This is a genomic window from Scytonema sp. PRP1, from assembly GCF_036697665.2.
GTDB lineage: Bacteria > Cyanobacteriota > Cyanobacteriia > Cyanobacteriales > Nostocaceae > Kalymmatonema > Kalymmatonema gypsitolerans.
This window is the reverse complement of record NZ_JBAHYJ020000024.1, coordinates 80,344-103,022: the sequence shown is the minus strand read 5'-3', so window position 1 is coordinate 103,022 and position 22,679 is coordinate 80,344. Positions and strand designations below refer to the sequence as shown.

General features: G+C 44.7%; 18 protein-coding genes and 3 pseudogenes. 8 read left to right on the top strand and 13 right to left on the bottom strand.

Translation table 11 applies throughout. From position 1 onward, the window contains the following. Positions 1–149 precede the first annotated feature (149 nt). A complete protein-coding gene (rppA, locus tag V5G28_RS04730) occupies positions 150–845 on the top strand; it encodes a two-component system response regulator RppA (protein WP_336229777.1) in 696 nt (231 codons plus the stop codon). Continuing rightward, the gene (gene rppB / locus V5G28_RS04725) at positions 842–2,230 is read left to right on the top strand and encodes a two-component system sensor histidine kinase RppB (protein WP_336229775.1); all 1,389 of its coding nucleotides are present in this window, start codon (positions 842–844) and stop codon (positions 2,228–2,230) included. Before rppA ends, rppB begins: the two co-directional genes overlap by 4 nt. 120 nt (positions 2,231–2,350) lie before the next feature. Here the strand turns inward: rppB and V5G28_RS04720 are convergent, their stop codons facing one another. Together V5G28_RS04720 and V5G28_RS04715 are read right to left on the bottom strand one after the other, a co-directional pair. Beyond that, the gene (locus tag V5G28_RS04720) at positions 2,351–3,115 is read right to left on the bottom strand and encodes a TIGR03943 family putative permease subunit (protein ID WP_336229774.1); all 765 of its coding nucleotides are present in this window, start codon (positions 3,113–3,115) and stop codon (positions 2,351–2,353) included. Positions 3,116–3,142: 27 nt separating this feature from the next. Then, positions 3,143–5,542, bottom strand: coding sequence for a heavy metal translocating P-type ATPase (locus V5G28_RS04715; protein WP_336229773.1), 2,400 nt, complete (start codon positions 5,540–5,542; stop codon positions 3,143–3,145). Between the two features lie 159 nt (positions 5,543–5,701). Here V5G28_RS04715 and V5G28_RS04710 point away from each other — a divergent pair, with 159 nt between their 5' ends. Next, positions 5,702–6,055, top strand: a complete 354-nt coding sequence (locus V5G28_RS04710) for an ArsR/SmtB family transcription factor (RefSeq protein ID WP_336229772.1) — start codon at positions 5,702–5,704, stop codon at positions 6,053–6,055. A 53-nt stretch (positions 6,056–6,108) separates the two neighbouring features. Here the strand turns inward: V5G28_RS04710 and cysK are convergent, their stop codons facing one another. Together cysK and V5G28_RS04700 are read right to left on the bottom strand one after the other, a co-directional pair. Next, a complete protein-coding gene (gene cysK, locus V5G28_RS04705) occupies positions 6,109–7,050 on the bottom strand; it encodes a cysteine synthase A (RefSeq protein WP_336229770.1) in 942 nt (313 codons plus the stop codon). Between the two features lie 198 nt (positions 7,051–7,248). Next, positions 7,249–7,440 carry a hypothetical protein gene (locus V5G28_RS04700; RefSeq protein WP_336229769.1) on the bottom strand — a complete coding sequence of 64 codons (192 nt, stop codon included), beginning with the start codon at positions 7,438–7,440 and terminating at the stop codon, positions 7,249–7,251. A 399-nt stretch (positions 7,441–7,839) separates the two neighbouring features. Here V5G28_RS04700 and V5G28_RS04695 point away from each other — a divergent pair. From V5G28_RS04695 to V5G28_RS04680, 4 genes and pseudogenes are all read left to right on the top strand, one after another. After that, positions 7,840–8,052: pseudogene (locus tag V5G28_RS04695) on the top strand (MBL fold metallo-hydrolase); the annotation flags it as partial. 77 nt (positions 8,053–8,129) lie between these two features. Then, positions 8,130–9,419 (top strand): NAD(P)/FAD-dependent oxidoreductase, encoded by a 1,290-nt coding sequence (locus V5G28_RS04690; protein WP_336229768.1) that lies wholly within the window; start codon positions 8,130–8,132, stop codon positions 9,417–9,419. A 129-nt stretch (positions 9,420–9,548) separates the two neighbouring features. Continuing rightward, positions 9,549–10,484, top strand: coding sequence for a vitamin K epoxide reductase family protein (locus tag V5G28_RS04685; protein WP_336229767.1), 936 nt, complete (start codon positions 9,549–9,551; stop codon positions 10,482–10,484). A gap of 556 nt (positions 10,485–11,040) precedes the next feature. Further along, on the top strand, positions 11,041–11,724 hold the full coding sequence (locus V5G28_RS04680) for a PEP-CTERM sorting domain-containing protein (RefSeq protein WP_336229765.1): 684 nt from the start codon (positions 11,041–11,043) through the stop codon (positions 11,722–11,724). 44 nt (positions 11,725–11,768) lie between these two features. Here V5G28_RS04680 and lnt read toward each other — a convergent pair whose 3' ends face one another. From lnt to V5G28_RS04650, 6 genes are all read right to left on the bottom strand, one after another. Continuing rightward, entirely contained in the window at positions 11,769–13,361 is a 1,593-nt protein-coding gene (gene lnt, locus V5G28_RS04675) for an apolipoprotein N-acyltransferase (RefSeq protein WP_442994217.1), read from the bottom strand. After that, positions 13,358–14,002 (bottom strand): class I SAM-dependent methyltransferase, encoded by a 645-nt coding sequence (locus tag V5G28_RS04670; RefSeq protein WP_336229763.1) that lies wholly within the window; start codon positions 14,000–14,002, stop codon positions 13,358–13,360. The genes lnt and V5G28_RS04670 overlap by 4 nt, the downstream gene beginning before the upstream one ends. Before the next feature lie 92 nt (positions 14,003–14,094). Further along, a complete protein-coding gene (locus V5G28_RS04665; RefSeq protein ID WP_336229762.1) occupies positions 14,095–16,056 on the bottom strand; it encodes a heavy metal translocating P-type ATPase in 1,962 nt (653 codons plus the stop codon). A 278-nt stretch (positions 16,057–16,334) separates the two neighbouring features. Further along, positions 16,335–16,883: a cation transporter gene (locus V5G28_RS04660; protein ID WP_336229761.1), complete on the bottom strand. Its 549-nt coding sequence runs from the start codon at positions 16,881–16,883 to the stop codon at positions 16,335–16,337. A 2-nt stretch (positions 16,884–16,885) separates the two neighbouring features. Then, positions 16,886–17,230, bottom strand: a complete 345-nt coding sequence (locus V5G28_RS04655; RefSeq protein WP_336229760.1) for an ArsR/SmtB family transcription factor — start codon at positions 17,228–17,230, stop codon at positions 16,886–16,888. Positions 17,231–17,363: 133 nt separating this feature from the next. Next, positions 17,364–17,732, bottom strand: coding sequence for a hypothetical protein (locus V5G28_RS04650; protein ID WP_336229758.1), 369 nt, complete (start codon positions 17,730–17,732; stop codon positions 17,364–17,366). A 299-nt stretch (positions 17,733–18,031) separates the two neighbouring features. Between V5G28_RS04650 and V5G28_RS04645 the strand changes: the two genes are divergently transcribed. Continuing rightward, complete coding sequence (locus tag V5G28_RS04645; protein ID WP_336229757.1) at positions 18,032–18,400, top strand: ArsR/SmtB family transcription factor; 369 nt, start codon at positions 18,032–18,034, stop codon at positions 18,398–18,400. Between the two features lie 494 nt (positions 18,401–18,894). On the opposite strand, the pseudogene V5G28_RS04640 reads toward V5G28_RS04645, so the two are convergent. From V5G28_RS04640 to V5G28_RS04630, 3 genes and pseudogenes are all read right to left on the bottom strand, one after another. Continuing rightward, positions 18,895–20,576: pseudogene (locus V5G28_RS04640) on the bottom strand (iron uptake porin). Between the two features lie 388 nt (positions 20,577–20,964). Further along, positions 20,965–21,681, bottom strand: a pseudogene (locus V5G28_RS04635) (sensor histidine kinase); the annotation flags it as partial. Positions 21,682–21,688: 7 nt separating this feature from the next. Then, a protein-coding gene (locus V5G28_RS04630; protein ID WP_336229781.1) for an IS630 family transposase occupies positions 21,689–22,644 on the bottom strand; the annotation gives its coding sequence in 2 pieces (ribosomal slippage) (positions 21,689–22,302 and positions 22,302–22,644; 957 coding nt in all). Between the last annotated feature and the right edge of the window lie 35 nt (positions 22,645–22,679).

Below are 22,679 nucleotides of genomic sequence, written 5' to 3'. Positions count from 1 at the left end.
TATTGGACAATAACTCTTTCTCCTCTGCCCCTCTGCTGTCGAAACGAATAAATGTCTTAACAGCAACCGTATTGGGCTAAATCCTTGTAACTATTTATGTATGTAAATTTTCAGAAAATCTAAACCAACCGTTGACATCTTAATTTTTTATGAGGGTGTTGCTAGTTGAAGATGAGCCAGATTTGGGCGCTGCTATTAAGCGAACTTTGAATCAACAAAAGTATCTCGTTGACTGGGTTATGGATGGTAATGAGGCATGGGCATATCTAGAAAATAGCTGGACGCAGTATACGCTGGCTATTTTCGATTGGATGCTACCTGGAATATCAGGTTTGGAGTTATGTAAACGGCTACGTAGCAGCAAAAATCCTTTACCTGTGTTGATGCTAACAGCAAAAGACAGAATGGAAGATAAAGTGACTGGGCTGGATGCAGGTGCAGATGACTACTTAGTAAAGCCATTTGGCATGGCGGAATTACTGGCGCGGTTACGAGCATTGCAGAGGCGCTCGCCTAACTTCCAACCAATGGAATTAACTGTTGGTCACCTGACTTTAGATTACGGCAGTAGTACAATTGTCAGTCAAAATGCTACGGGAGAAAAACAGGTGATTCCCCTAACTCATAAAGAATTCCAGTTGCTGGAGTATTTCATGAAGCACCCAAACCAAATTGTTACTACTGAACAGATTCGCAATCAGATTTGGGAAGTCAGTGCAGAACCTATTAGTAATGTAGTCGCGGCTCAAATACGTTTGTTGCGGCGCAAATTGGCGTCAAGTGGCTGCTCTAACCCCATTGAAACTTTGCATGGTATGGGATATCGACTTAATCTTACACCATGAATCAAAATAAACTATTTAGGCTAACCCGCTTGCGTTTGGCTTCGTGGTACGCGCTTGTCATGGCTCTTATCTTAGGTCTGTGCGGATTTGGCGTTTACCAAGCAATATCTCATGCTCATTGGGTAACTTTAGACCGGGAACTGGAATCCGTTGCAGGAACTCTGCATGACAGTATTGAACTGAAACTACAGCAACCTGGACGCTTGGAACCGATTTTAAAGCAGCTTCTACCAAATATATGTGTAGTTGGAGACAAGTGCATTCAAGAGCAATTAACTTTCAAACGCCATACGGAGAGCGCAATCAGCCAAGGCTACTATTATGTACGTATTTTCGATAACTCAGGACGCCTGTTTGCCATAGCAGGCTCTTATCCAAAGGGACTGTCTCCACTTTTTAACAAAAAACTTTGGCAAACCCTAAAAGACGACAAAGGCAACCTTTATCATCAAATTTCTTTTGTGCTACATACCCAGGACAATCGGGATTGGGGATATATCCAAGTGGGGCGAAGTCTGGAAGACTTCAGTAATTATCTAAATGCTGTGAAATTAATTTTAGCGTTGGGATTACCAACAGCAATGGGTTTAGTCGGTGTTGCTAGTTGGTGGTTGGCAGGATTAGCAATGCAACCGATTTATCAATCCTACAAACAAATTCAACAATTTACAGCGGATGTAGCACACGAGTTACGAACACCTCTAGCTGCAACACGAGCAACAGTAGAATCAGCGCTTATGATGCCGCAATTGGATGAAACAGAAGCGCGGGACATTCTGCAAACTGTAGAGCGTCAAAATCTGCGACTCACGACTTTGGTTGCTGATTTGCTGCTTTTATCTCGCCTAGATCGACAGTCCATGCCAGTGCGACATGAACTTTGTTGCTTGAATGAGATTGTCAGCGACTTAATTGAGGAATTTGCAGCGATGGCGTCAAAAGCCAAAGTATCCTTGGCATCTTTAATACGGGTGCATCAGCCTGTGAATATCGTAGGCAATTCTGAACAGCTTTATCGTCTAATTTTCAACTTAATTGTAAATGCCATCCAGTACACTCCTGTAGGTGGTGAGGTGATAGTTGTTTTAGACCGCAATGACCAAAATGCTGTGATTTCAGTTCAAGATACAGGCATTGGCATTCCGCAGCAGGAGTTTTCTCGGATTTTTGACCGCTTCTATCGGGTGAATAGCGATCGCTCTCGTAGCACTGGCGGTTCTGGATTAGGGTTGGCGATCGCGCAGGCTATTGTTCAGACACATTACGGCAGTTTGACTGTACAAAGTGAGTTAGGTAAAGGTAGCACTTTTACCGTTCGATTGCCCCTTGATGTCACAGCGCTAAATGGCGTTCGTTCTATTCACCAATTTAAAGGGCTGTATTAGAGGTCACCGTACCGAAACGGGAAAATTGTACGCTAATCTCAAAACACTCTTTCTGTCTGCCTTCCATTAACTAGCGCTCTTATTTTGTGTCAAATAATCGTACCCTTCTGCTGTCAGTATTTAATATTCGTAAGGATTCTTAGGTTCTGTAATTGGTTTGATAGACTTTGCTTGAATAGTCAGTTCACGTTTACCTTCTAATTCTGCTGTCATCATTTCACCTTCAATTTCCAACCAAGTATCTGGTGGATAGACTTGACGGCTGGTGGTTAATTTAACAGGCAATCCCATTGGGGAGGCATCTAAGGCACAGTGGGTAATCACAAAGCGCATAATAACTAAAAAATCATCGGGCAGTGTTTTAAGGTGAACTACAAAACCTTGGACTTTAGCTTTTTGACCGACATAGGAATCTGGTTCAGGATAGACACTCAGTGTTTTCACCCAATCAACCAGCGAACGGTCTTCTGGTCGATTTGAAGCGCGGAACGCTTGGGGTTTAACGCGGGTGGCTGCAATTGAAAAATCTGCAATGTTTTGTTGATGTGCAGCTTGGCTTGTTAAAGGTCGAGGAATGACCACTAGACCTACGAGGGCGATGACCAGAAGCAGCACACTTGCCCAACCCGGAGGAAATAACGATAAATGCTGAACCTTTGGTGTAGGATGCTTCCGCCAAAGTCCCCACGCTTTGAAAACGGCAATAAATAAGAGTGCAACCCCAGTGGTAATGACTAACCAGAAGTATCTGGGGTGAACTAGCAAGACAAGTTTCTCGGTCAGCCAATATTTCAGCAGCAATATTCCCCAAGCAGTAATTGCAAAGACATCCAGCCAGTCTATAAAGTGAAAAAACTTGGAAGATTGAAGGAATTTTTTAGCCATTATATAGACAAAATTGAAATAATTCTACTAAAACTGGTTGTTCTTAGCTCTAAATAGCCGCATCCCATTTGCGGTTACAAGCAAGGATGTTCCCATATCTGCCAAAACAGCAACAGCTAACCCCACAAAACCGAAAGTACCTAACAGTAAAAACAATCCCTTGGTCACGAGGGAGAGGACAACATTCTGCTGAATCACAGACACAGTACGGCGGCTTAAATCCACAGCATAAGCAAGCCGTCTGAGGTCGCCGCCTACTAGCACCACATCGGCAGTTTCCAAGGCAATATCAATGCCACCCACAGCAAAGCTAACATCCGCAGCAGCCAAAGCAGGGGCATCGTTGATGCCATCGCCAACCATACCGACCACTCCAGAACGACGAAGCCGATAAACTTCTTGTTGCTTATCTTCTGGTAGCAGTTGAGCCAGATACTCTGTGAGTCCAACTTGTTGGGCAATCCGCTGGGCAACTGTTGAGCGATCGCCTGTCAACATAACAATGTGTTTTAGTCCGACTTGTTTGAGGAGCCGCACAGCTTCAGAAGCTTCTAACCGTACTCCGTCTGCCAAGGCGATCGCTCCTAATAATGTGTTGCGTTTTCCTACCAGCACAGGGATTTGACCTTGGGACTCAATTTCATCTAACAGCGCTACTGCCTCTTGTGAGAGTGGTACATCATGGTCTACAAACAAACGCCGATTACCGACAAAGTAAATTTGATTGCTGTATGTTCCCCAAATTCCTTTACCAGGAACAGCCGTAAAGTTTTGAGGAGTTTGTAGTTCTAATCCGTTATCTAATGCCTCAGTGACGATAGCTTTAGCCAAAGGATGTTCTGATTGTTGTTCCAAGCTGGCAGCAATCAGCAACACTTTTCTTGTATCTGCGTTGCCCAATTCGTAAACCTTTTGAACGACTGGTAATCCTTGCGTGAGGGTTCCAGTTTTATCAAAGGCGAAAGTATTCATTCGCCCCGCTATTTCCAAAGCATTTCCCCCTTTGAACAGAACTCCTTGACGGGTTGCAGCACCAATGGCGCTGACAATGGAAACAGGAGTGGAAATCACTAAAGCGCAAGGGCAAGCGATGACCAGCATCACCAGCGCCCGATAAATCCACACGGTGAACGGTTGAGCGAAAACCAATGGAGGAATCAGCGCAATGCCAACGGCGACCAGGAGTACAATGGGCGTGTATATAGACGCAAAGCGGTCTACCCACTGCTGTGTAGGTGCGCGGCTTCCTTGGGCTGTTTCCACTAAGTGAATAATACGTGCAACGGTGGTGTCACTTGAGCTATGAGTGACTTCGACTTCTAGAAAACCTGTTTGATTTAAAGTTCCGGCAAAGACGTGCGAACCTGGGGCTTTGTCCTCTGGAATAGATTCTCCGGTGATAGGAGATTGGTCAATTGCTGAATTACCAGAGATAACGATTCCATCCAATGCTAGGCGCTGCCCCGGTCGGATTGTCAAAATTTCGCCAACCTGAATTTCCTCCACTCGAACTGATACCTCTTGATTACCTCGCTTGACGGTGGCAGTGGGTGGGGTTAAATTCATTAAGTTACGAATCGCGTTGCGGGTACGACCGAAGGTGAAAGTCTGTAGTGTTGTGCCTAGTGTAAACAGGAAAACGACTAGCGCCCCCTCAAACCAGTCCCCCAAAATCACAGCCCCAATTGCCGAAATGGTCATCAGCAAATTCATATCGGCTTGGCGCGACAACAGAGCAAACCAACCTGCCCGTGCTATGGGAAATCCGGCTACCGCCATGCCTATGCCATAAAAAGCCCTTGCTATCCAGATGGGTAGCGCCAACTGCTGTGTGATGACCCCCAATAATAACCCTAACCCAGAGAAGATAATGCTTTGTCCTTGCCGACTAGATATCCAAAACCGCCAACCGATGAAATCTTGTTTCTGCGTTTTTTCCTTTACAGGTGAAGCACCTGTAACAGGCGTACTTTTTTCAACAGGTTCAACGGTATATCCTAACTTTTGTATGCGCGTTTTTATAAACGTTTCCTCAACTTGTCCTGGGTCATAGGAGACAATGAGCTTACCATCAGCAAAATTGACGGACGCATCAGTAATCCCAGGTATTTGCATGAGATTCGCTTGAACGGTCTTGGCGCAACTAGGACAATCCATTCCGCCAACCAGCGCTTGTAGGGTTTTGAGTTGAGGCGGTTGAGCCACATCAACCGTGTAACCCAAAGCAGTAACACGCTCTGCGATTGCCGTTTCATTTAATAGTTTCGGGTCGTAGGATACACTCAAGCGCCCTGTTGCAAAGTTCACTTCGGCTTCGGTGACTCCGGTTAACTGCTTCAATCTGGCTTCTATGGTTTTGGCGCAGCCACCGCAGTCCATACCGCCAACTAGCGCTTGTAGGGTTTTGAGGGAAGGGGTCGAGTTCATGGGCTGACACGCTAATACTAAGTTGCTATCCTGTCCAAAAACACGTTTTGGACTATGATGCAGGTATTGATAAGCCGAACGAAATTACAAGGCTTTTCATTCTGACTAACATATCAGTTACGCCTGATATGTCATAATAATAGCGCTTTGCGGATATTAATGAACACTAAAATTGAACCCGCCAAAACTAAAGCTACTGATTTAAAGGTCAAACTGTTTCGGGGGTTTTCTGACCACTCACGGATGTCTATCCTCAATGCCTTGCGTTGTGGACCGTTAACTGTCAATGAGATTGTAGAAGCGACAGGACTGAGCCAATCTAATGTTTCTAACCATCTTGGGTGTTTACGGTGTTGCGATTTGGTTGTTCGTCAACAGCAGGGGCGTTATGTGTATTATCAACTCAGTGATGAACGAATAGCCCAGATTCTCGACCTAGCAGATGAATTACTAGCTGATGTGGCTAAAGGTGTAAACTCTTGCAGCCGTTATAATCATAAAGAAGGTGACTAAAGATGGCTGCGAGCGATGGCTCGTGGTATTCTCCAGTAGCTCCAATCAAATCCCTAAATTGCCAATTTTTGAAACATAGCGGTACTCAGGTAACGTTCCCCAAAGGAAGGCTGAATCATGACGATTAAATGACCTGCATTTTCTGGTCGTTTACCTACCTCAATTGCCGCATACAAAGCAGCACCAGAGGATATACCGGACAACAATCCTTCTTCTTGTGCCAGACGCCGCCCGAAAGCCATTGCCTCATTGTCGCTGACTGTAATGACTTCATCAATCAAGTCTGTACGGAGAATTTCTGGGACAAATCCAGCACCAATTCCTTGAATTTTATGTGGTCCTGGTTTACCGCCAGAAAGGATGGGACTGTTACTGGGTTCAACTGCGATCGCTTTGAAGCTTGGCTTGCGCCCTTTAATTACTTCAGCAACTCCGGTAATCGTTCCACCAGTACCCACTCCAGCAACGAGGATATCCACTTGCCCATCGGTATCTGCCCAAATTTCCTCTGCTGTGGTTTGCCTGTGAATTTGCGGGTTAGCTGGGTTACAAAACTGTTGCAGCATATAAGCATTGGAGGTGATTGCCACAATTTCTTCGGCTTTGCGAATTGCCCCCCGCATTCCCTCAACCCCTGGTGTCAACTCTAAAGAAGCACCGTAAGCTTGGAGCATGGCGCGTCGTTCCAAACTCATCGTCTCAGGCATTGTCAAAATCAAACGGTAACCACGAGCCGCCGCTACCATCGCTAGTGCAATCCCCGTATTACCTGAGGTAGGCTCCACTAAAACTGTTTTCTGTGGCTCAATTAACCCTGCCGCCTCTGCTGAGAGCACCATACTTATCCCAATGCGGTCTTTCACTGAAGCGGCTGGGTTCATTCCTTCCAGCTTCACAACAATCCTTGCGAGGCATCCCTCTGCTTGAGGAATCCTGTTGAGATGCACTAAAGGAGTTCGTCCGATCAGTTCTGTTACGTCTTTAGCAATCCGCATGATTTAACTCCTATGATGAAATTTTTGCCACACTGCTCTGTTCGATAGTCATTGGATACTCATTAATAGTAGTTGAGCCTGCATGAGCGACTTCAGTCAGAGCCTCTATGCCATCCTTGAAGTGGTGATAATTGGTAAGAGCTTGTCACGTAACAACCTTGCCTTTTTTAAGTTAGAAAGGCTTGCTCAGTAAACTTTCTAGATAGCAAATTGTAAAATTTGTTTCTTGACAGGTTCTAAGCAAGGTTTTCCAGAAACCGATCTGTTAACAATCTCAGGGTTTTTGAGGCTAGTATCAACATCCAAGGTGCCAACCAGCATAATCATTCCCACTACAAGCCCAATAAAAAACAGTTGTCCGATGTCCTGCCAATCCTGACCAACAAGCACCAGAATAAACGACTAGGTAAGAACAAAGCCAAAGCAACGCAGTAAACACAGACTACCTTAATCTCAAAAGCTAACAGATACATCAGATAGCCGTTGAAAGTCAGTCGCACAGTTCAATATTTATTTTTCGCTTTTGACATATCAGGCATAGCTGATATGATAGGATATTAGCATAGAAATAAGCATGAATAAATGCCATGTCTCAAACTGCTCATCTCAAAGTCAAACTCTTTTGAGGATTCTCTGACCCCTCACGCCAAGTACAACGCGGCGAAAATAAAGCTACCCTATGGCTGCTTGCTGGACGAGGAAAGCAGTTGAACTTAACCGTACTACTATCTCCACCGCAACAGAATTTTGTTTGCAGTCAATTGCATTGATTAGTGTATTAGGAGAGCTATAGATGTTTTTCGCCAATTGTTCGACCGCGAATCTTGTACTTATACTTACCTAATTGCTGACCTCAATACACAAGAAGCAGTTCTGGTCGATCCAGTTTTGGAACAAGTTGACCGTGACTACCATCTCGTCCAAGAGCTTGGCTTCACGCTTCGGTATTGTTTGGAAACCCATATCCACGCAGACCACATCACAGGAACTGCTAACCAGCGTTGCGGTAACCTAGCTTCCCCTAGTTAAACCTTTAGCTCAATATTTCGTTTATAGCTTGTGAGGGAGACAAAAGTATCATGTCTGTGCTAGTTAAGCCAGTAGATCGCGAATCAGCCATTCCAAGTGACGCAGTCAGCGTGCAGCACCAAGTTGTAGTCGTTGGGGGTGGAGCCGCAGGCATCACAGTCGCCGCCCAACTGCTGGAAAAAAATAAGCAGCTTGATGTTGCCATTATTGAACCAAGAGACAAGCACTACTACCAACCAGCTTGGACACTAGTTGGCGGCGGTGTTTACAAAGCTGAGGATACAGTTAGGGATGAAAAAGACTATATTCCTGATGGTGCTACTTGGCTCAAAGACTCTGTAGCTCACTTAGACCCAGACAACAATACAGTAATTACTAGGGAGGGAAAACGTATTTGTTATGAATATCTGGTTTTAGCTCCAGGTCTTCAAATTGATTGGCATTTAATTAAAGGGCTAAAAGAAACAATTGGGCAAGATGGCGTTTGCAGTAATTATGCTTATCAATACGCCCCTTACACCTGGGAAGTCATCAAGAACTTCAAAGGCGGTAATGCTATATTCACTTACCCTAATACTCCGGTTAAATGTGGAGGAGCACCACTGAAGATTATGTATTTGGCTGATGACGCTTTTAGGAAACAAGGGGTTCGCTGTCAGTCAAAAGTCATGTTTTGCACAGCTATGGGAGTAATTTTCAGTGTAAAAGAATTCGCGGAAACATTGCTTTCTGTAGTAGAGCGTAAACAGATAGACGTGAGATACAAATACAATCTCAAAGAAATCAAAGCTGATACTAAAACAGCGATTTTTGATGTATCAACGCATTCGGGTGTCTCAGAAGTAGCTATCCAATACGACTTACTCCATATTACACCACCTATGAGCGCACCTGACTTTATCAAACAGAGCAAATTAGCTGTACTTGATGGAGCTGGTCAAGGCTGGGTTAATGTAAACAAACACACACTACAGCACAATGTTTACCCCAACGTTTTTAGCTTGGGTGACGCAGCGAATCTCCCGACATCAAAAACAGCGGCTGCTGCGAGAAAACAAGCGCCAGTTGTTGTTCATAACTTACTGGCTTTAATGAACTCAAAAAACCTCGAGCAAAAATACAATGGCTATACTTGCTGTCCAATAACTACAGGGTACGGCAAGGTAGTACTTGCAGAATTTGGTTATGACAACAAGCTTTACCCCACATTTCCAATTGATCCAACTAAAGAGCGGTACAGTATGTGGCTGCTAAAAAAATATGGCTTCCCCTATATCTACTGGAATAGAATGTTGAAAGGTAAACCTTTTGAAGGAAAGTTGTTAGGAATTAGCTCTTGAATTTATCAGATAATTCGACCTATTGGGTAGCGTAACTTTCTGGTCTGTTACTAATACTGTTGGCAAAGTTAAGTAGGGGCTTTACGTGGAACAATTTTGTTTATTTACATTTAGATTGCTAGTTTTTTTATGAAACGCAAACGTCCAGTTCCGTGGATTTATCGTTGGTCCCGGTTTCTGATCGCAGCAATCGCCAGCTTGGGTGCTGCGATCACCGGCTATCTAACTGTAGTTAAGCTGGCGGGAGGCTCGGCAGCCTGTCCCGTTAGTGGTTGCGATCGCGTACTTTCCAGTCCATATGCCACAGTTTTTGGGTTGCCTCTGGCACTATTTGGTTTTTTAGCTTACACCAGTGTGGGTGTAATGGCAGTGGCTCCTTGGTTGACTCAGCCTGAGACTAAGAACAAATTGCGCTCAAAGCTGGAGGATTGGACTTGGCTGCTGCTGTTGGTAGGTGCGACGGCAATGATGATTTTCAGCGGCTATTTAATGTATTTGATGGCTTTTGAGATCAAATCGCTTTGTCTCTACTGCATCGCTTCTGCTGTTTTCTCGCTCAGCTTATTTATCCTGACACTAATAGGTCGCAATTGGGAGGACATTGGACAACTATTTTTCACTATGATTGTGGTGGGAATAATCACCCTAGTTGGTACTATGGGTGTCTATGCCAGCGTCAATAACCCCACCGCCATGACCCAATCTAACTCAGTAGAGGCGGGTTATCCGATTACGACTATCTCTGGTGCAGCTGAAATCGCTTTAGTGCAGCATCTGAAGCAGGTGGGAGCCAAAATGTATGGAGCCTTCTGGTGTCCCCACTGTCAAAACCAAAAGCAACTCTTTGGTAAAGAGGCGGCTAGTCAATTGAATTACGTTGAGTGCGATCCTAAGGGCAAAAACGGTCGTCCAGACCTTTGCCAAGCTGCCAATATTCAAGGCTTTCCCACTTGGGAAATTAACGGCAAGTTCTACCAAGGCGAGAAAACATTGCAGGAGCTTGCAGATTTATCTGGCTATAAAGGAGCTAGTAACTTTCAGAATTCTCCACTTCCCGGACACTAATCACTTAGTAGGTGTTAATAAACAACAGTTACTGAATATACCTGCTCTCATTGCCTTCCTCTTGTTTTCGTTTTTTTACTGCCCTTTCTCCCTGATTTTTATTACTGAATCGGTGTTCTAGAATGAGCGCAAAGCAATAGTTTATGTATGCTGCAATGTCGCGACTCATGATGCGACACTGAACGCGCATTGAGAATGCTTGCATAATCGCTTTATTTCATAAATCATCTCTTAGTCAAACAACAGGTTAGTGAGTTGCAAAAGCAACAATCATATTAATATTTTATGCCAAGTTTTATATCCGCTTCTCTTAAGTAATTACGTTCAGCACAAACGAAATATAAAAAATTAATAAATTTAGCAAAAAATAGTTCATTGTAAACGCTTTCTACATCTCATAAGCTGTTATTAGTAAATTCTTTTAAGAGTTTATTGTGTTTTAGTTTAATTTTCGAAGTTTTATGGTTCCATCTACTAAATGAAACCTAAAACATTATTGTTTCAAAGTTTTAGAGTTAGTTCATAAAGTAAACATAAGGACAGCAGAGAACTAAGCATGACCAAAATAGCATTTTCTGTTCTAGGAGCAGCAGGAATTAGTCTTTTGTCTTTGACACCAGCGAGTGCCACTATCTTGGTGGAACCCGTCGTGACGACGGTGAATGAAGACTTAAAAGAAACGAGAACGCTTGAACCAGAATTTCAACCCGGGCTAGTCGTGGAATATGGTATCCCAAATATAACTAACAACTTGCTAAATGCTACTGGGCAGAATATCGGAAGCTTCGTCTATAAATTAGAAACCCTATTTTATAGTAATCCGGATTCGACTCCACCCTTTAATAATGAGTCGGTGCAGTGGGGAGATATAGATGGCGATGGGAAGATTGGTTTCTCTAATGTTCCTGGTTTAGTAGATATCTTTAAAGACGTTACCGTCACAGATAGCGTCATCACGTTTAGTGGTGGCGTAATACCAAACGGGACCGTGTTTTTCACTCAATTCAAAACCCAGCCCGATCTAACGCCTGGTGGTGGGATCATTCCGCCAGTACCGCCACCACCAGCTGATCAAGATGGACCGATCCGAGTAAGTAGCTTTTACACTACCGTTACCAAACCAACTGCTGTTCCCGAACCTACTTCTGCGCTCGGTATATTCTTAGCCGCTGGTGCTTTAGGTGCTGCGGTGCGTAAGCGCAAACACCAAGAAAAAGTAGGCAAAAAGTTGCTATCTTAGGAACTAACTCTGATGCCAATGACAACAGCAGATTACGGATTCATTTAAAGACGTTGAGCCGACCAAACCATTAGTCCTACTAGTCCCAATAAAGGGGTTAGCCAATCACCCCATCGGACATAAAGGGTTTGACTTTGGCGACGATAAATTGTATTGGTATGAAGTTCATAGGTGTTGAGATTAGACCGCCACAAGGTTCTTCCATGCGGGTCCACAACGCCAGAATAGCCCGTATTGGTAGCACGAACTGCCCAGCGATCACTTTCAATCGCTCGCATGATATCCTGAGCATGATGTTGAGCAGGCATGGCTGGACTGTAATGGGCATTGTTGGAAGCAGTGAGAATGAACTGTCCACCTGCCGCTGCTTGAGCGCGAAAATGCTCGGCAAAGGCAGACTCATAGCAGATGCCCACAATCGCTCGACCGAAGGGGGTATCGAAGGTTTGGTTAGATTGACCTGCAATCAGATTTGTTTTGAGCGGTGAGAGGCGATTCACGAATTGATCCAACCATTGCTCAAAGGGAATGTACTCGCCCAATGGCACTAGCTTGACTTTCCGGTATTCACTAAGGGTCTGCCCATTACCCGCAACGGTAAACAGGCTATTGCTCAAGCGATCTCCTTGCGTACCAAATGCTCCAACCCACGCCACAACCCTCTTCTCCAAAATGGTTTGATAAAAGGGAGTTTGAACGCGGTTTGGCTCAGTCCATTGAAGGGGTAAAGCAACTTCTGGAGTGAGAACGGCATCAACCCCCTGATTTGCCAGTACCTGATACCCCTTGGTGTAGTTTTTGAGGGCGCGTTGCCAGCCTTCTTCGTAGAGCTTGACTTCGTTTGGAATATTGCCCTGAATGATGCCGACTTTCAGTGCTGATGAAGGAGGTTGAGCGAGCGGACGATTGTATAAGGTAAAGCCGATTAAATGCAGAGTGATGACTGTTCCAGCAGCGATACACAAATACTTCCAGTTGAAATATATAGGGCGAGTTACGTTTTTGCGGTTAATCCATGCCTCGGCAATCCATCCATTTACAGTAATAATGGCGGCTGTTACGGTGAGAGGACCTGAAATTTGCCCTAGATGCAGGAGTGGCAGGTTGAAGGGACTTTGCGTATAGGACAGAGAACTCCAGTAAAGCGGTCCTCGGCTCCAGAGGGATTCCAGGCTACACCAAAGGGCTGTTCCAATCAGGACACGACTGAGAGCAATTCTTAACTTGGATGTTTGAGGCAGAGATCGACAAACAAGTCCAAATATCCCTGCCCACAGTGCCACCTGGACAGCTCCCCATAGCGTAATAAAGACCCAGCAGAAGAGGGCGATCGCCAGACTTACCCACCAGTTCACGCCCATCCAGGTCATGGGGTGAATGCCAGTAATCCAAGACAGTGCCAGTCCGTGATACCCGATTCCCCAAACCAATCCTTGTAAGAGCAATGCTTTGAAACTGCTCTTGAATTTCACCGCTAAAACCCATAACGGTACCAATGCAACCCATGCCAGAACCCAGAAATTAAGGGGAGCAGGTGCTAACCCCATTAAAATGCCACTTGTTAGAACAATGATGAGAGGTTGATGCTGCCAGAGTCGTTTTTTGAGATTCAGCTTCAGGGGCTTAGGTTCAGTCATGGATTCGTTGGGCGGACAAAGTTCATCGTAAATGCAAGCCAGTTTCCGTAGAGGTGATCGAAGCGAAACCCGACTCCTTCAGCCAAACGGCGAACAGTATTCTGGCTTTGATAGTGGGGATCGGGGATGACTTCGGTAATTGATAGGACACCGTTAGGTTTGAGCGATTCATAGACTTCTTGTAGTGCCGCTTCCCGGTTTGGAATCTCTCCCAACACGGTCACCAGCCACGCTCGATCAAAGGCATGATGCTCAAGTTGGCCTTCACCTGCTCCAGCCCGTATCAGTCGCACATTGGTTAAATTAGGTCGTTCACGCACTCGCTTTGCCACCTGATCCAACATGCCTTGCTGGATATCTAATGCGACAACTTCGCCGTTAAGTCCTACCCGTTCAGCCGCCGGAATAGTGATTCGCCCCGGTCCACAGCCAATATCTAAAACGCGCATACCGGGAGCAATTTCAAGACGATCAAGAATGGTTGCACTGCTGGCAACGGCATTCATGTATCCGTTTTCTAACGACCAGCCTAGCCAGGGTGGGCAGGGTAGCGATCGCTGTCGAGCAGCAAATCGCCACCATAGGCCTATTCCAATCAGAATGCCAAAGGGTATCCCAATATCAAACAAAATTGTTTTCATGTGTCTAAATTTATCTTATTTGTTGAGCAACTTGATTCAAAGCTGTCTCTATTCGGTAAAGCTGCACACAACGTCTGACAGTTCTGTGGTCTCTATGCCAATCTTTTACGGGTAATCCGTAAGCCATTGGCGATTGCTAAAAGTTCACTCGCCTCGTGAGCAAACACAGCAGTCGTAATTCCTAATAGACCTAGCAGCGCACCGGGAATCAAAACCGCCAACACCAAAATTGAAAACACAATGTTTTGAAAGCTAATCTGTTGGCTAGCTTTGGCAAGTTTCAAAGCATAAGCAACCCGACTGGGGTCATCTCCCATGAGCGCAATATCAGCAGCTTCAATCGCTGCATCTGTCCCGGCTGACCCCATCGCTAAACCAACAGTTGCGGTTGCCAGTGCTGGAGCATCATTAATGCCGTCTCCTGTCATGGCAACCGAACCATACTGCTGTTCTAGTTCTTGAATGGCTTTGACCTTGTCGTCGGGTTTGAGGTCAGCTCGAACTTCGTCAATGCCTAATTCAGCCGCGATTGCTTTAGCTGTGCGGGCATTATCCCCCGTTAGCATTGCCACCTTGACCTGCATCTTATGCAGTTGTTGAATCGCACGTTTAGCTTCTGGACGGGGTTCATCACGAATGGCAAATAATCCCTGAATGCGATCTTCCGTTCCCGCTAGAACAACTGTCTTTCCCTCGGCTTGCAAACGCTCAATTTCGGTCTCAAGCCTTTCTAAAGGAACACCCAATTGCTGAAATAGCCCGGGACTGCCCACATAAATCATCTGTCTGTCAATCTCAGCTTTCGCGCCTGCGCCAATTAGCGACTGAAAGTTCCGCACCTCTGCAATGGCAACGCCTTCTGCCTGCGCTTTCTCGACAATGGCTTTGGCAAGCGGATGCTCACTCAGATGCTCAATACTGGCAGCATTACGCATTAGTGAAGTCGTTTCATTTGTGGTTGAAAGGACATTAGTGACAACGGGTTTGCCACGAGTGAGTGTCCCTGTCTTGTCAAACGCCACAACTCGAACTCTTGCCAGGTTCTCCAGATGAATGCCTCCTTTGATCAACACGCCTTCCCGACCGGATCGCCCAATCGCCGCAGAGATGGCAACAGGAGTAGAAATCACTAATGCACAGGGAGCAGCCGCAACGAGCAGGACTACCGCTCGAACTGCCCAGGTTGTGAAGTTGGCTTTAATGAGGAAAGGAATAACTACCAACAGAAGTGCAACAACTAGGACGCTGGGGCTATAGCGGCGTCCAAAGCGGTCAATCCAGCGTTGAGCACTTGATTTGACACCCTGGGCTTCTTCAACCGTTTGAATGATTTTTTGTAGGGAGTTGGAGGCAAAGCTTGTCGTCGCCCGAACTTTGAGGACTCCGGTTGTATTAATCGTTCCAGCAAAAACTTTGTCACCAACTGCTTTCTCAACTGGAACCGACTCACCCGTCACCGCCGCCTCATCAATGCTGCTGGCTCCCTCTACAATCTCACCATCAGTCGGAATGCGTTCACCGGGACGTACCAGAAACACGTTGTCAATCTTGAGTTCCTTCGCAGGAATTCGCACTTCTCCCGTGTCCGTCAAAAGAGCGGCGGTTTCTGGTACTAAGTCTAGAAGAGCGCGAATGGCGGTGCGGGTCCGGGCAAAGGTGTATTCTTCAATCGACTCCGCTCCGGCATAGAGGAACACTAGAAATGCTGCTTCAAACCATTGCCCTAAGATGACCGCTCCCAGTGTGGCAAAAACCATCAGCGCTTCAATACCAACTTCGCGTTCCTTAATGAATTCTTCCCAACCTTCCCGCGCCCAGTAATAAGCACCAATCAAAATAGCAAACCCAAAGATGCTATTGGAAACATAGACCGGAACATTGAACTGACTCACGAGCCAGCCAGTCACCAAAAGTGCCCCTGCAATTAGCGCATTGCGAATTGGTGGGAAGGTGTACCACGGCCCAGAAAAGCCTTCCACCTCATCCAAATCGTCATCGTCGTGGTCTTCAACTAACTGCGCCTGGAGTTCTTCACGCTCATCTCGTTCAGTCATAGCATCACCCCTTAGCTGCTAATTTAGCATAATATCAGCGAATAGTGATATGTTGATATAAAATTCTTGGATTTATCCAAATGTTTGCTAACAGTTGCAAACTCTACTACTTTTGGCGTGAAGTCGCTGTAGCCAAACAAGACAAGTGTAAGCGCAAAGGTTCTCTATTATTGCAAGTAACCTTTTCAGTGATTTCGAGCCGTGCCATTTGAGGAGCCATAGCCGTCAAGTCTTTGACTGCTCGACGGGCACGTTCAGCCGTGAACTTCTCGGCATACTCACCGAATGTACATGAAAAACACAACAACAGTAGCAGTAGCCCATTCTCCCACTGCCAATGCAGCTATGACGCCAAGGGTCATGAGCGTGTGAGAGGTGATTCTCCCTTTTAAGGTGGTTCGGACGACGTTGCGAAATATAGGATAGCCCCCAATCAAAACGATGGCTAAGCCAATGGCCCACGGGATGTATTTAGTCAAAGCTTCAAACAGTCCCAGCCGTTCGCGCACCACCGTGATGAATAGCACTGCACCAAAGACAACGCCAAACAAGACCAGAATAGTTTTAGTGAAATCACCAAGAGGTTTCTGTTTTGGCTTGTCTACAGTTTCCGCCGGAAGCGAATACCCGGCAGCTATCACAGCGGAGCGGATGTCTGCTATACCCACTTGAGTTGGATCGAGCCGGACAACGGCTTTTTTGGAAGACAAGAAGACATCAACCGACTCAACACCGGGCAGTTTCCTAATAGCTTGCTGAACGTGTCGGGCACAGTCAGCACAGTCCATACCATTGACAGCAACCTCAAGAGTTTGCTGGTTAGACATAACTATTCTTTCTCTTGACAGTTATAACGAGTGCATTCGTAAACCTCTTTCGCCACATCCGCTAGCAAGTCATCTGCTAGACCTAAAATCGTGGCTACTCGCAGGTCGCTGAGTTGATAGCGCACGTAACGACCTTCCTGCTTACTGATGACTAGCCCACAATCTCGCAAACACCCAAGGTGGTTTGAAGCATTCGACTGACTGAGACTAGTCACCGTTGCAATTTCAGTCACAGTCAGTGGACCATCTCGCAGTACATCGAGAATGGCTAGCCGTGAAGGGTCAGAAAAACCGCGAAAGAGCTTCGCTTTCAAGCCGATAGCTTGAGATTGAGCATTGATAAGCATTAGCTTAAGTTGTCAGTTGTTAAGTTTTTCAATTACATTATCATATCATTGAATGGTAATATGAAAGAGCTAATATATAGAGCAAGAGAACTTACTCGCTAGCTCTTCTATGTTTTTTTTCCTTGCTAGTCCACTAGACTGGTATCATAGTTTGACCTCGCATTTGACGAAGAGCATTTATGCACACTACACAATCACAGCCAAAGAAGGCTATTGAAGTATTGCTCTCTTCCTCGGTGAATTCCACATTGGTGACTTGATTTGGTTGAAGTTTTTGCGCTACCTTCACCTCTGTTTTAGGTGCAGTCGCTATAGTTTTGCTAACCTGTATACATACAAAGCGATGGGTTTCTGAATGGGGATCACGTACGCAGGAAAGACGGGTTCCTGTAGGAGTTACCGTTTGAGTTGCACTAGCTGGTTGGCTCATCATCACCATAGACAGCATAGACGCAAACAATGCAGGACTGGAAAGCAAGGTGAGGACAAATTTTTTGTTCATCTACTTAAAAACCTCTGTGACCACACAAGGTAAGGCATCAATTTTTTCACATCAATTCCAGACAAACGTTCTGGACTATGATGCTGGTATCGACAGCCGAGTGAAATTGCTTGACTGTCTATCTTGACTAACATATCAGTGATAACTGATATTTCCTCAAATAGCAATAGTGCTTTGCGGGTATTAATGAACGCTAAAATTTAAATCACCTTGAAGCACATATGAGAGAACGCTCACAGGGTTGAGCCGAGGTTCTTGTAAGTCTGATATTTCCCAATAATAGCGTCTTGTGGATACTAATGCTGTCTAAAACTCAAATTACCAAAACTAAAACTACCGATCTGAAGGTCAAACTGTTCCGAGGGTTTTCTGACTACTCGCGTATGTCTATCCTCAATGCCTTGCGTTCTAGACCGTTAACTGTCAACGAGATTGTAGAAGCGACAGGACTAAGCCAATCTAATGTTTCTAACCATCTTGGATGTTTGCGTTGTTGCGATTTAGTTGTTCGTCAACAGCAAGGGCGTTTTGTGTATTACCAACTGAGTGATGAACGAATAGCTCATCTTCTCGACCTAGCAGATGAATTACTAGCTGATGTGGCTAAAGGTGTAAACTCTTGCCAGTCTTTCATAACCTATATGACTGAGGAGCCGCCTAATAACTAATGATCAATGACATAATCAATCAAATCAATTGACATAATCAATCATTGATTGATTGATTGTCATCAAAAAAAGCACACTGCTCGAAAGCTAAAGCAATACCAAGCTGCTAAAGATTTTATCCCGTGAACTAAACTCATAAAATGTATTTTTTGTCAATATTTAGAGGGCTGGGTGTTAACAGTAAAGAAAAACTCAATAGACTATATTGCCATAAGCTCGGTAGGTGTAAGTGAGACTTATTTGTGTTTGCAAAATGTCTATTGAGTCATCTTTTATTATGACAAGTAAGTATGAAATCAAGATGAAATTTTAAGCAATATCAAAAGATTTTTAAAACTGCCAAGGGTACAAACAGTAAACAGGCAAAATTTAACATAATACATATTTATACGTAAAAGCCCGCTTAGAGGCGGGCTTTTATTTATTCAGTTTTTCCATAGCCACCTTCTAAAGGCGGAACGGAAACGAGTATTTCTCTTAATTGCTAATGAGTTTTAGAAAGTAAAGGTAGTACGCAGTGTACCTACATAAATGGTGTCATTGTTGTCGTTGTGTTCTGGGTTCAAGATGACTAGTACACCAGGGGTGACAGCAATATTGTCACTAAGTTGCAGTTTGTACAGCGCCTCTAAATGATATGATGTGTCCCTATCTTGACGACGAACGCCATTTGCTTGGACGAAATCGTTGCCAGTTGCTTTGGGGGGTTGACCAAAGATAAAAGCAAGCACGCTACCTTGTCTGCCAAAGTCTCTGAAAGAAAGGGTAGCAGCATAGGTCTCAAAGTATGCATTATTACCACTTGCACCCCCCTTACCTTGTGCCTCACTGTAACCATACCAACCACCAATCGTAATTCTGGGTCCTAGTCTCAAGGCGGCTTCTACGGCGTAGTGGTCAGAACTTAGAGCAGCACCACCGAAGGGGTTATTGGCGTACTGACTACCAGTGGACTCAAAGAGGTTAATAGTACCACCACCAGCAGGACCTCCTGTATTCTGATAGCTATGAGCGTAGGTCAAACCGATGTTGAATGCTTGACTGGGCTGGAAGGCTATCTGACCCAAAGCTGCATAGCTACCATCAAATAGACCTGAGCCATCGTTAGGGTTATTAGCTCTGTTACCTAGATAACCCGCTGACACAGTGATAGGTCCTTTGGGATTCACGGTAATTGTCGCACCTGAACCACCAAAACCTTGGCGGTAGATGGGGTTAAAACGACCAAAGCGGGAGATAGCACCCCTACCAGAGCTTGCAAGGTCGGGGTTGAAGGTGTTCACGTTGTCGTAGAATCTACCACCAAATGCATCAACCTTGATGCGTATAGCCTCACTTAAGTTAAATGCATAGTTGAGTTTGTCGATTTCAATGTCGTTGGAACCGATAGTAGTACCTCGACCAGCACCACTCCCCCTATCTCCATCAAATGCCAAGCGGGTCATGTCAGTACCCGTTACACCTACACCGTATGGGTAATATTCCTAGCCTGTAAACGGGTTTGCAACAGGTCTGTGCCAAAGAAGCTCGTGTTCAAGTTCAAACGAACTCGGTTAGCGAAAATGGTATTGGATTGCAACTCGGGAGCTCCTGCCGTGCTGACACCAGAGGGAACAGCCCGATCATCGCTACCAAAGATATCAGATATGTTGAATATTGCTTCCCCAACCAGTTTTGTGGTGGTGGAGAATTGATTTGCTTCCAACTCAGCAGTACGAGCTTCTAGGGCATCGACACGACCGCGCAGGGTAGCCAATTCAGCAGAGAATTCTTCTTGCAAGCGCTGCAAAGTAGCCAGGTCTTCTTTCCTGACCAGATCAGCGGTAGCTGTGGCAATCAGTTCATTCACCCGATCCAAGCAAGCATTCAAACCAGCGGCAAACTCATAACGGGTTAAAGCACGGTTCCCACGATAAGTCCCATTGGGATAACCAGCAATACAACCGTAGCGCTCTACCAAAGACTGCAATGCTTGGAATGCCCAGTCTGTTGGCTGTACATCGGAAAACTGAGAAACAGATGTGACTTGACCAATGTTGTCAGATTGTGCTGTCAACTGGGAGACGGAAGTCACCTGTTCATTCACTTCAGAAGCCATAGCGCTATTTGTCGCGAAAAATGTTGCCGCGACAACAACTGGACTCAGCTTCAGAGCTTTCCAGGGTAGTTTTGTCATGATTTTTTTTTCACTCACACCTAAATTCGCCTTAGACATGATTTGTTATTTTTCACACCTAAGTAAATATTAACAGGGTTAACCCCTATAAATAGATTCTCAAAGCAAGATGAAATTAGGATGAAATTTCAAATTTTTGAATAAAACAAATTCAGTGAGTAAGAAAAGCATTTTATTTAATCTTTGTCAAGTGAAAACAAAATTAAAGTTATGTTATGTCTACCGCTTCAGGGCTAAATTTGCTGGCAGTGATGCAGAAATACCTATAGGTGTAGCTAGTTTTCGTATGCATCATTAATAGTAATAAATCAGTGTAGGTACTAATCTTGCCAAAGTTTTTTATGAAAAAGTTGCTTAACACGGGTGCAGTCTTTTTTCAGTAACTTCTTCAGCTTCTTCGGATGTTTGATAACGGGGTCACTATTAAGGGCAAGCGAACGATAAAGGTGCTACCTTTACCAAGTTGGCTTTGCACCTGTATGCTACCCTTGTGTGCCTGAACAATTGCCATAGCTAGAGCCAATCCCAATCCAGAACCGCCAGTGCTACGCGAACGGTCACTATGTACTCTGTAAAAACGGTCAAAAATCCGGTTTTGTTCGTTCGGTGCAATGCCAATTCCTGTATCTTCAATTTCAATCACTGCATCACCGTTGCTGCGCTTAAGGATGACTGTGACGTAACCGCCAGTAGGGGTATATTGAATGGCATTAGCAATTAAATTAGAAAGCAGACGTAAAAGTTGGTCTTCGTCCCCCATTACATATAACGGCTGATGGCATAGAACTGAAGATGTTAATTGCAAAGAAGCTGCACTTGCTAACGCTGAATACTCTTCTATAAGGTCATTTATCAAAACGTTGAGACAGCAAAGTAATCGTTCTGTTGCCAGCATTTGCTGCTCTAATCGGGAGAGTAGCAGCAGATCCGCAACCAGTTCAACAAGTCGATGATTCTGACGCTTAATAGATACTAGGATATCTCGCGCCTCTTGTTCAGGCAGATGCTCCATGTCGAGTACAGTTTCCACTGTTGCATTAATTGCTGCCAGAGGAGTACGCAACTCATGGGAAGCATCAGAAGTAAACTGTTGCATTTGTTTATAGCGTTTCCTAGTCTAGTGAGGTACAGTAACAACAGTGAGTAAACCAGTTTTGGATATCTTTTAAAGACACTTTATTAAAAGCTTCTTCAATTGCTTTCGCCAAAGAAGGATAATTTCTGGCACCGATAGAACGTAATATACTCTTGATTTTCGACCAGCAATTTTCGATTGGTGAGAAATCGGGAGAGTAAGGTGGTAAATAAATTAGATTTGCTCCTGCTGCTTGGATGAGTGCTTCAATCTCTTTGCCTTTATGGATCGAGCAATTATCCATTACAACATAAGCTCCTTCCCAAAGTTTTGGAACTAGCTTCTGGGAGATAAATGCCTCAAATGTAAGTCCATCTGTCGCACCAATAAGGCTGATTTGAGTAATGACACCTTTGAGAGCGATCGCACCAATTAAGGAGACGTTTTTTCCTCGTTTCATAGGACGTTCACCTCGTGCTCGTTTTCCTTTGGGGGCACGGGCAAACAATCGTACTAAAGATAAATTAACACCAGATTCGTCAATAAAGATGAGGTCTTTAGCAAGAATTCCTTGAACCGTTTGCCAGAATTCTAGCCTTAGTGATTGAACTCTCTCAGTCTCTTTTTCGGTTGGGTGTAGTGTTTTTTTTTAAGGCTTAGGTTTAGAAGACGCAGCATTCTATCTAGGGTTGAGCGACCAATCAAAACTCCAATTTGTTGTTCTAAAAGCATACGAATTTCATCTAAAGTTGCATCATTATTCTCCGACACAATTGAAGATAAAACATTTAATTGTTCCTGGGAGAGCTTTGTTGGTGTTTGTTGTATGCGAACCTTAGGAGCAATACTTCCTGTCTGTCGATATTGTTTCAGCAATTTTTCAACAAAACTCAGGGCTACTCGAAATCGTTTTGCTAGCTGACGCTGAGATATTTTACCCTCAAAGTAGGTATCGATAATTTTCTGACGTAAGTCGAGCGAGTATGCCTTCATTTCTATTTGAGTCAAATGCACAACTTATCTCTCAA

What these genes read in the sequence shown, in the direction of transcription:
- V5G28_RS04720 (WP_336229774.1), bottom strand. Translation starts at nt 3,115, where the DNA reads ATGGCTAAAAAATTCCTTCAATCTTCCAAGTTTTTTCACTTTATAGAC.
- V5G28_RS04715 (WP_336229773.1), bottom strand. Translation starts at nt 5,542, where the DNA reads ATGAACTCGACCCCTTCCCTCAAAACCCTACAAGCGCTAGTTGGCGGT.
- cysK (WP_336229770.1), bottom strand. Translation starts at nt 7,050, where the DNA reads ATGCGGATTGCTAAAGACGTAACAGAACTGATCGGACGAACTCCTTTA.
- V5G28_RS04685 (WP_336229767.1), top strand. Translation starts at nt 9,549, where the DNA reads ATGAAACGCAAACGTCCAGTTCCGTGGATTTATCGTTGGTCCCGGTTT.
- V5G28_RS04655 (WP_336229760.1), bottom strand. Translation starts at nt 17,230, where the DNA reads ATGCTTATCAATGCTCAATCTCAAGCTATCGGCTTGAAAGCGAAGCTC.
- lnt (WP_442994217.1), bottom strand. Translation starts at nt 13,361, where the DNA reads ATGACTGAACCTAAGCCCCTGAAGCTGAATCTCAAAAAACGACTCTGG.
- V5G28_RS04650 (WP_336229758.1), bottom strand. Translation starts at nt 17,732, where the DNA reads ATGAACAAAAAATTTGTCCTCACCTTGCTTTCCAGTCCTGCATTGTTT.
- V5G28_RS04680 (WP_336229765.1), top strand. Translation starts at nt 11,041, where the DNA reads ATGACCAAAATAGCATTTTCTGTTCTAGGAGCAGCAGGAATTAGTCTT.
- V5G28_RS04645 (WP_336229757.1), top strand. Translation starts at nt 18,032, where the DNA reads ATGCTGTCTAAAACTCAAATTACCAAAACTAAAACTACCGATCTGAAG.
- rppB (WP_336229775.1), top strand. Translation starts at nt 842, where the DNA reads ATGAATCAAAATAAACTATTTAGGCTAACCCGCTTGCGTTTGGCTTCG.
- V5G28_RS04665 (WP_336229762.1), bottom strand. Translation starts at nt 16,056, where the DNA reads ATGACTGAACGAGATGAGCGTGAAGAACTCCAGGCGCAGTTAGTTGAA.
- V5G28_RS04670 (WP_336229763.1), bottom strand. Translation starts at nt 14,002, where the DNA reads ATGAAAACAATTTTGTTTGATATTGGGATACCCTTTGGCATTCTGATT.
- V5G28_RS04660 (WP_336229761.1), bottom strand. Translation starts at nt 16,883, where the DNA reads ATGTCTAACCAGCAAACTCTTGAGGTTGCTGTCAATGGTATGGACTGT.
- V5G28_RS04710 (WP_336229772.1), top strand. Translation starts at nt 5,702, where the DNA reads ATGAACACTAAAATTGAACCCGCCAAAACTAAAGCTACTGATTTAAAG.
- V5G28_RS04690 (WP_336229768.1), top strand. Translation starts at nt 8,130, where the DNA reads ATGTCTGTGCTAGTTAAGCCAGTAGATCGCGAATCAGCCATTCCAAGT.
- rppA (WP_336229777.1), top strand. Translation starts at nt 150, where the DNA reads ATGAGGGTGTTGCTAGTTGAAGATGAGCCAGATTTGGGCGCTGCTATT.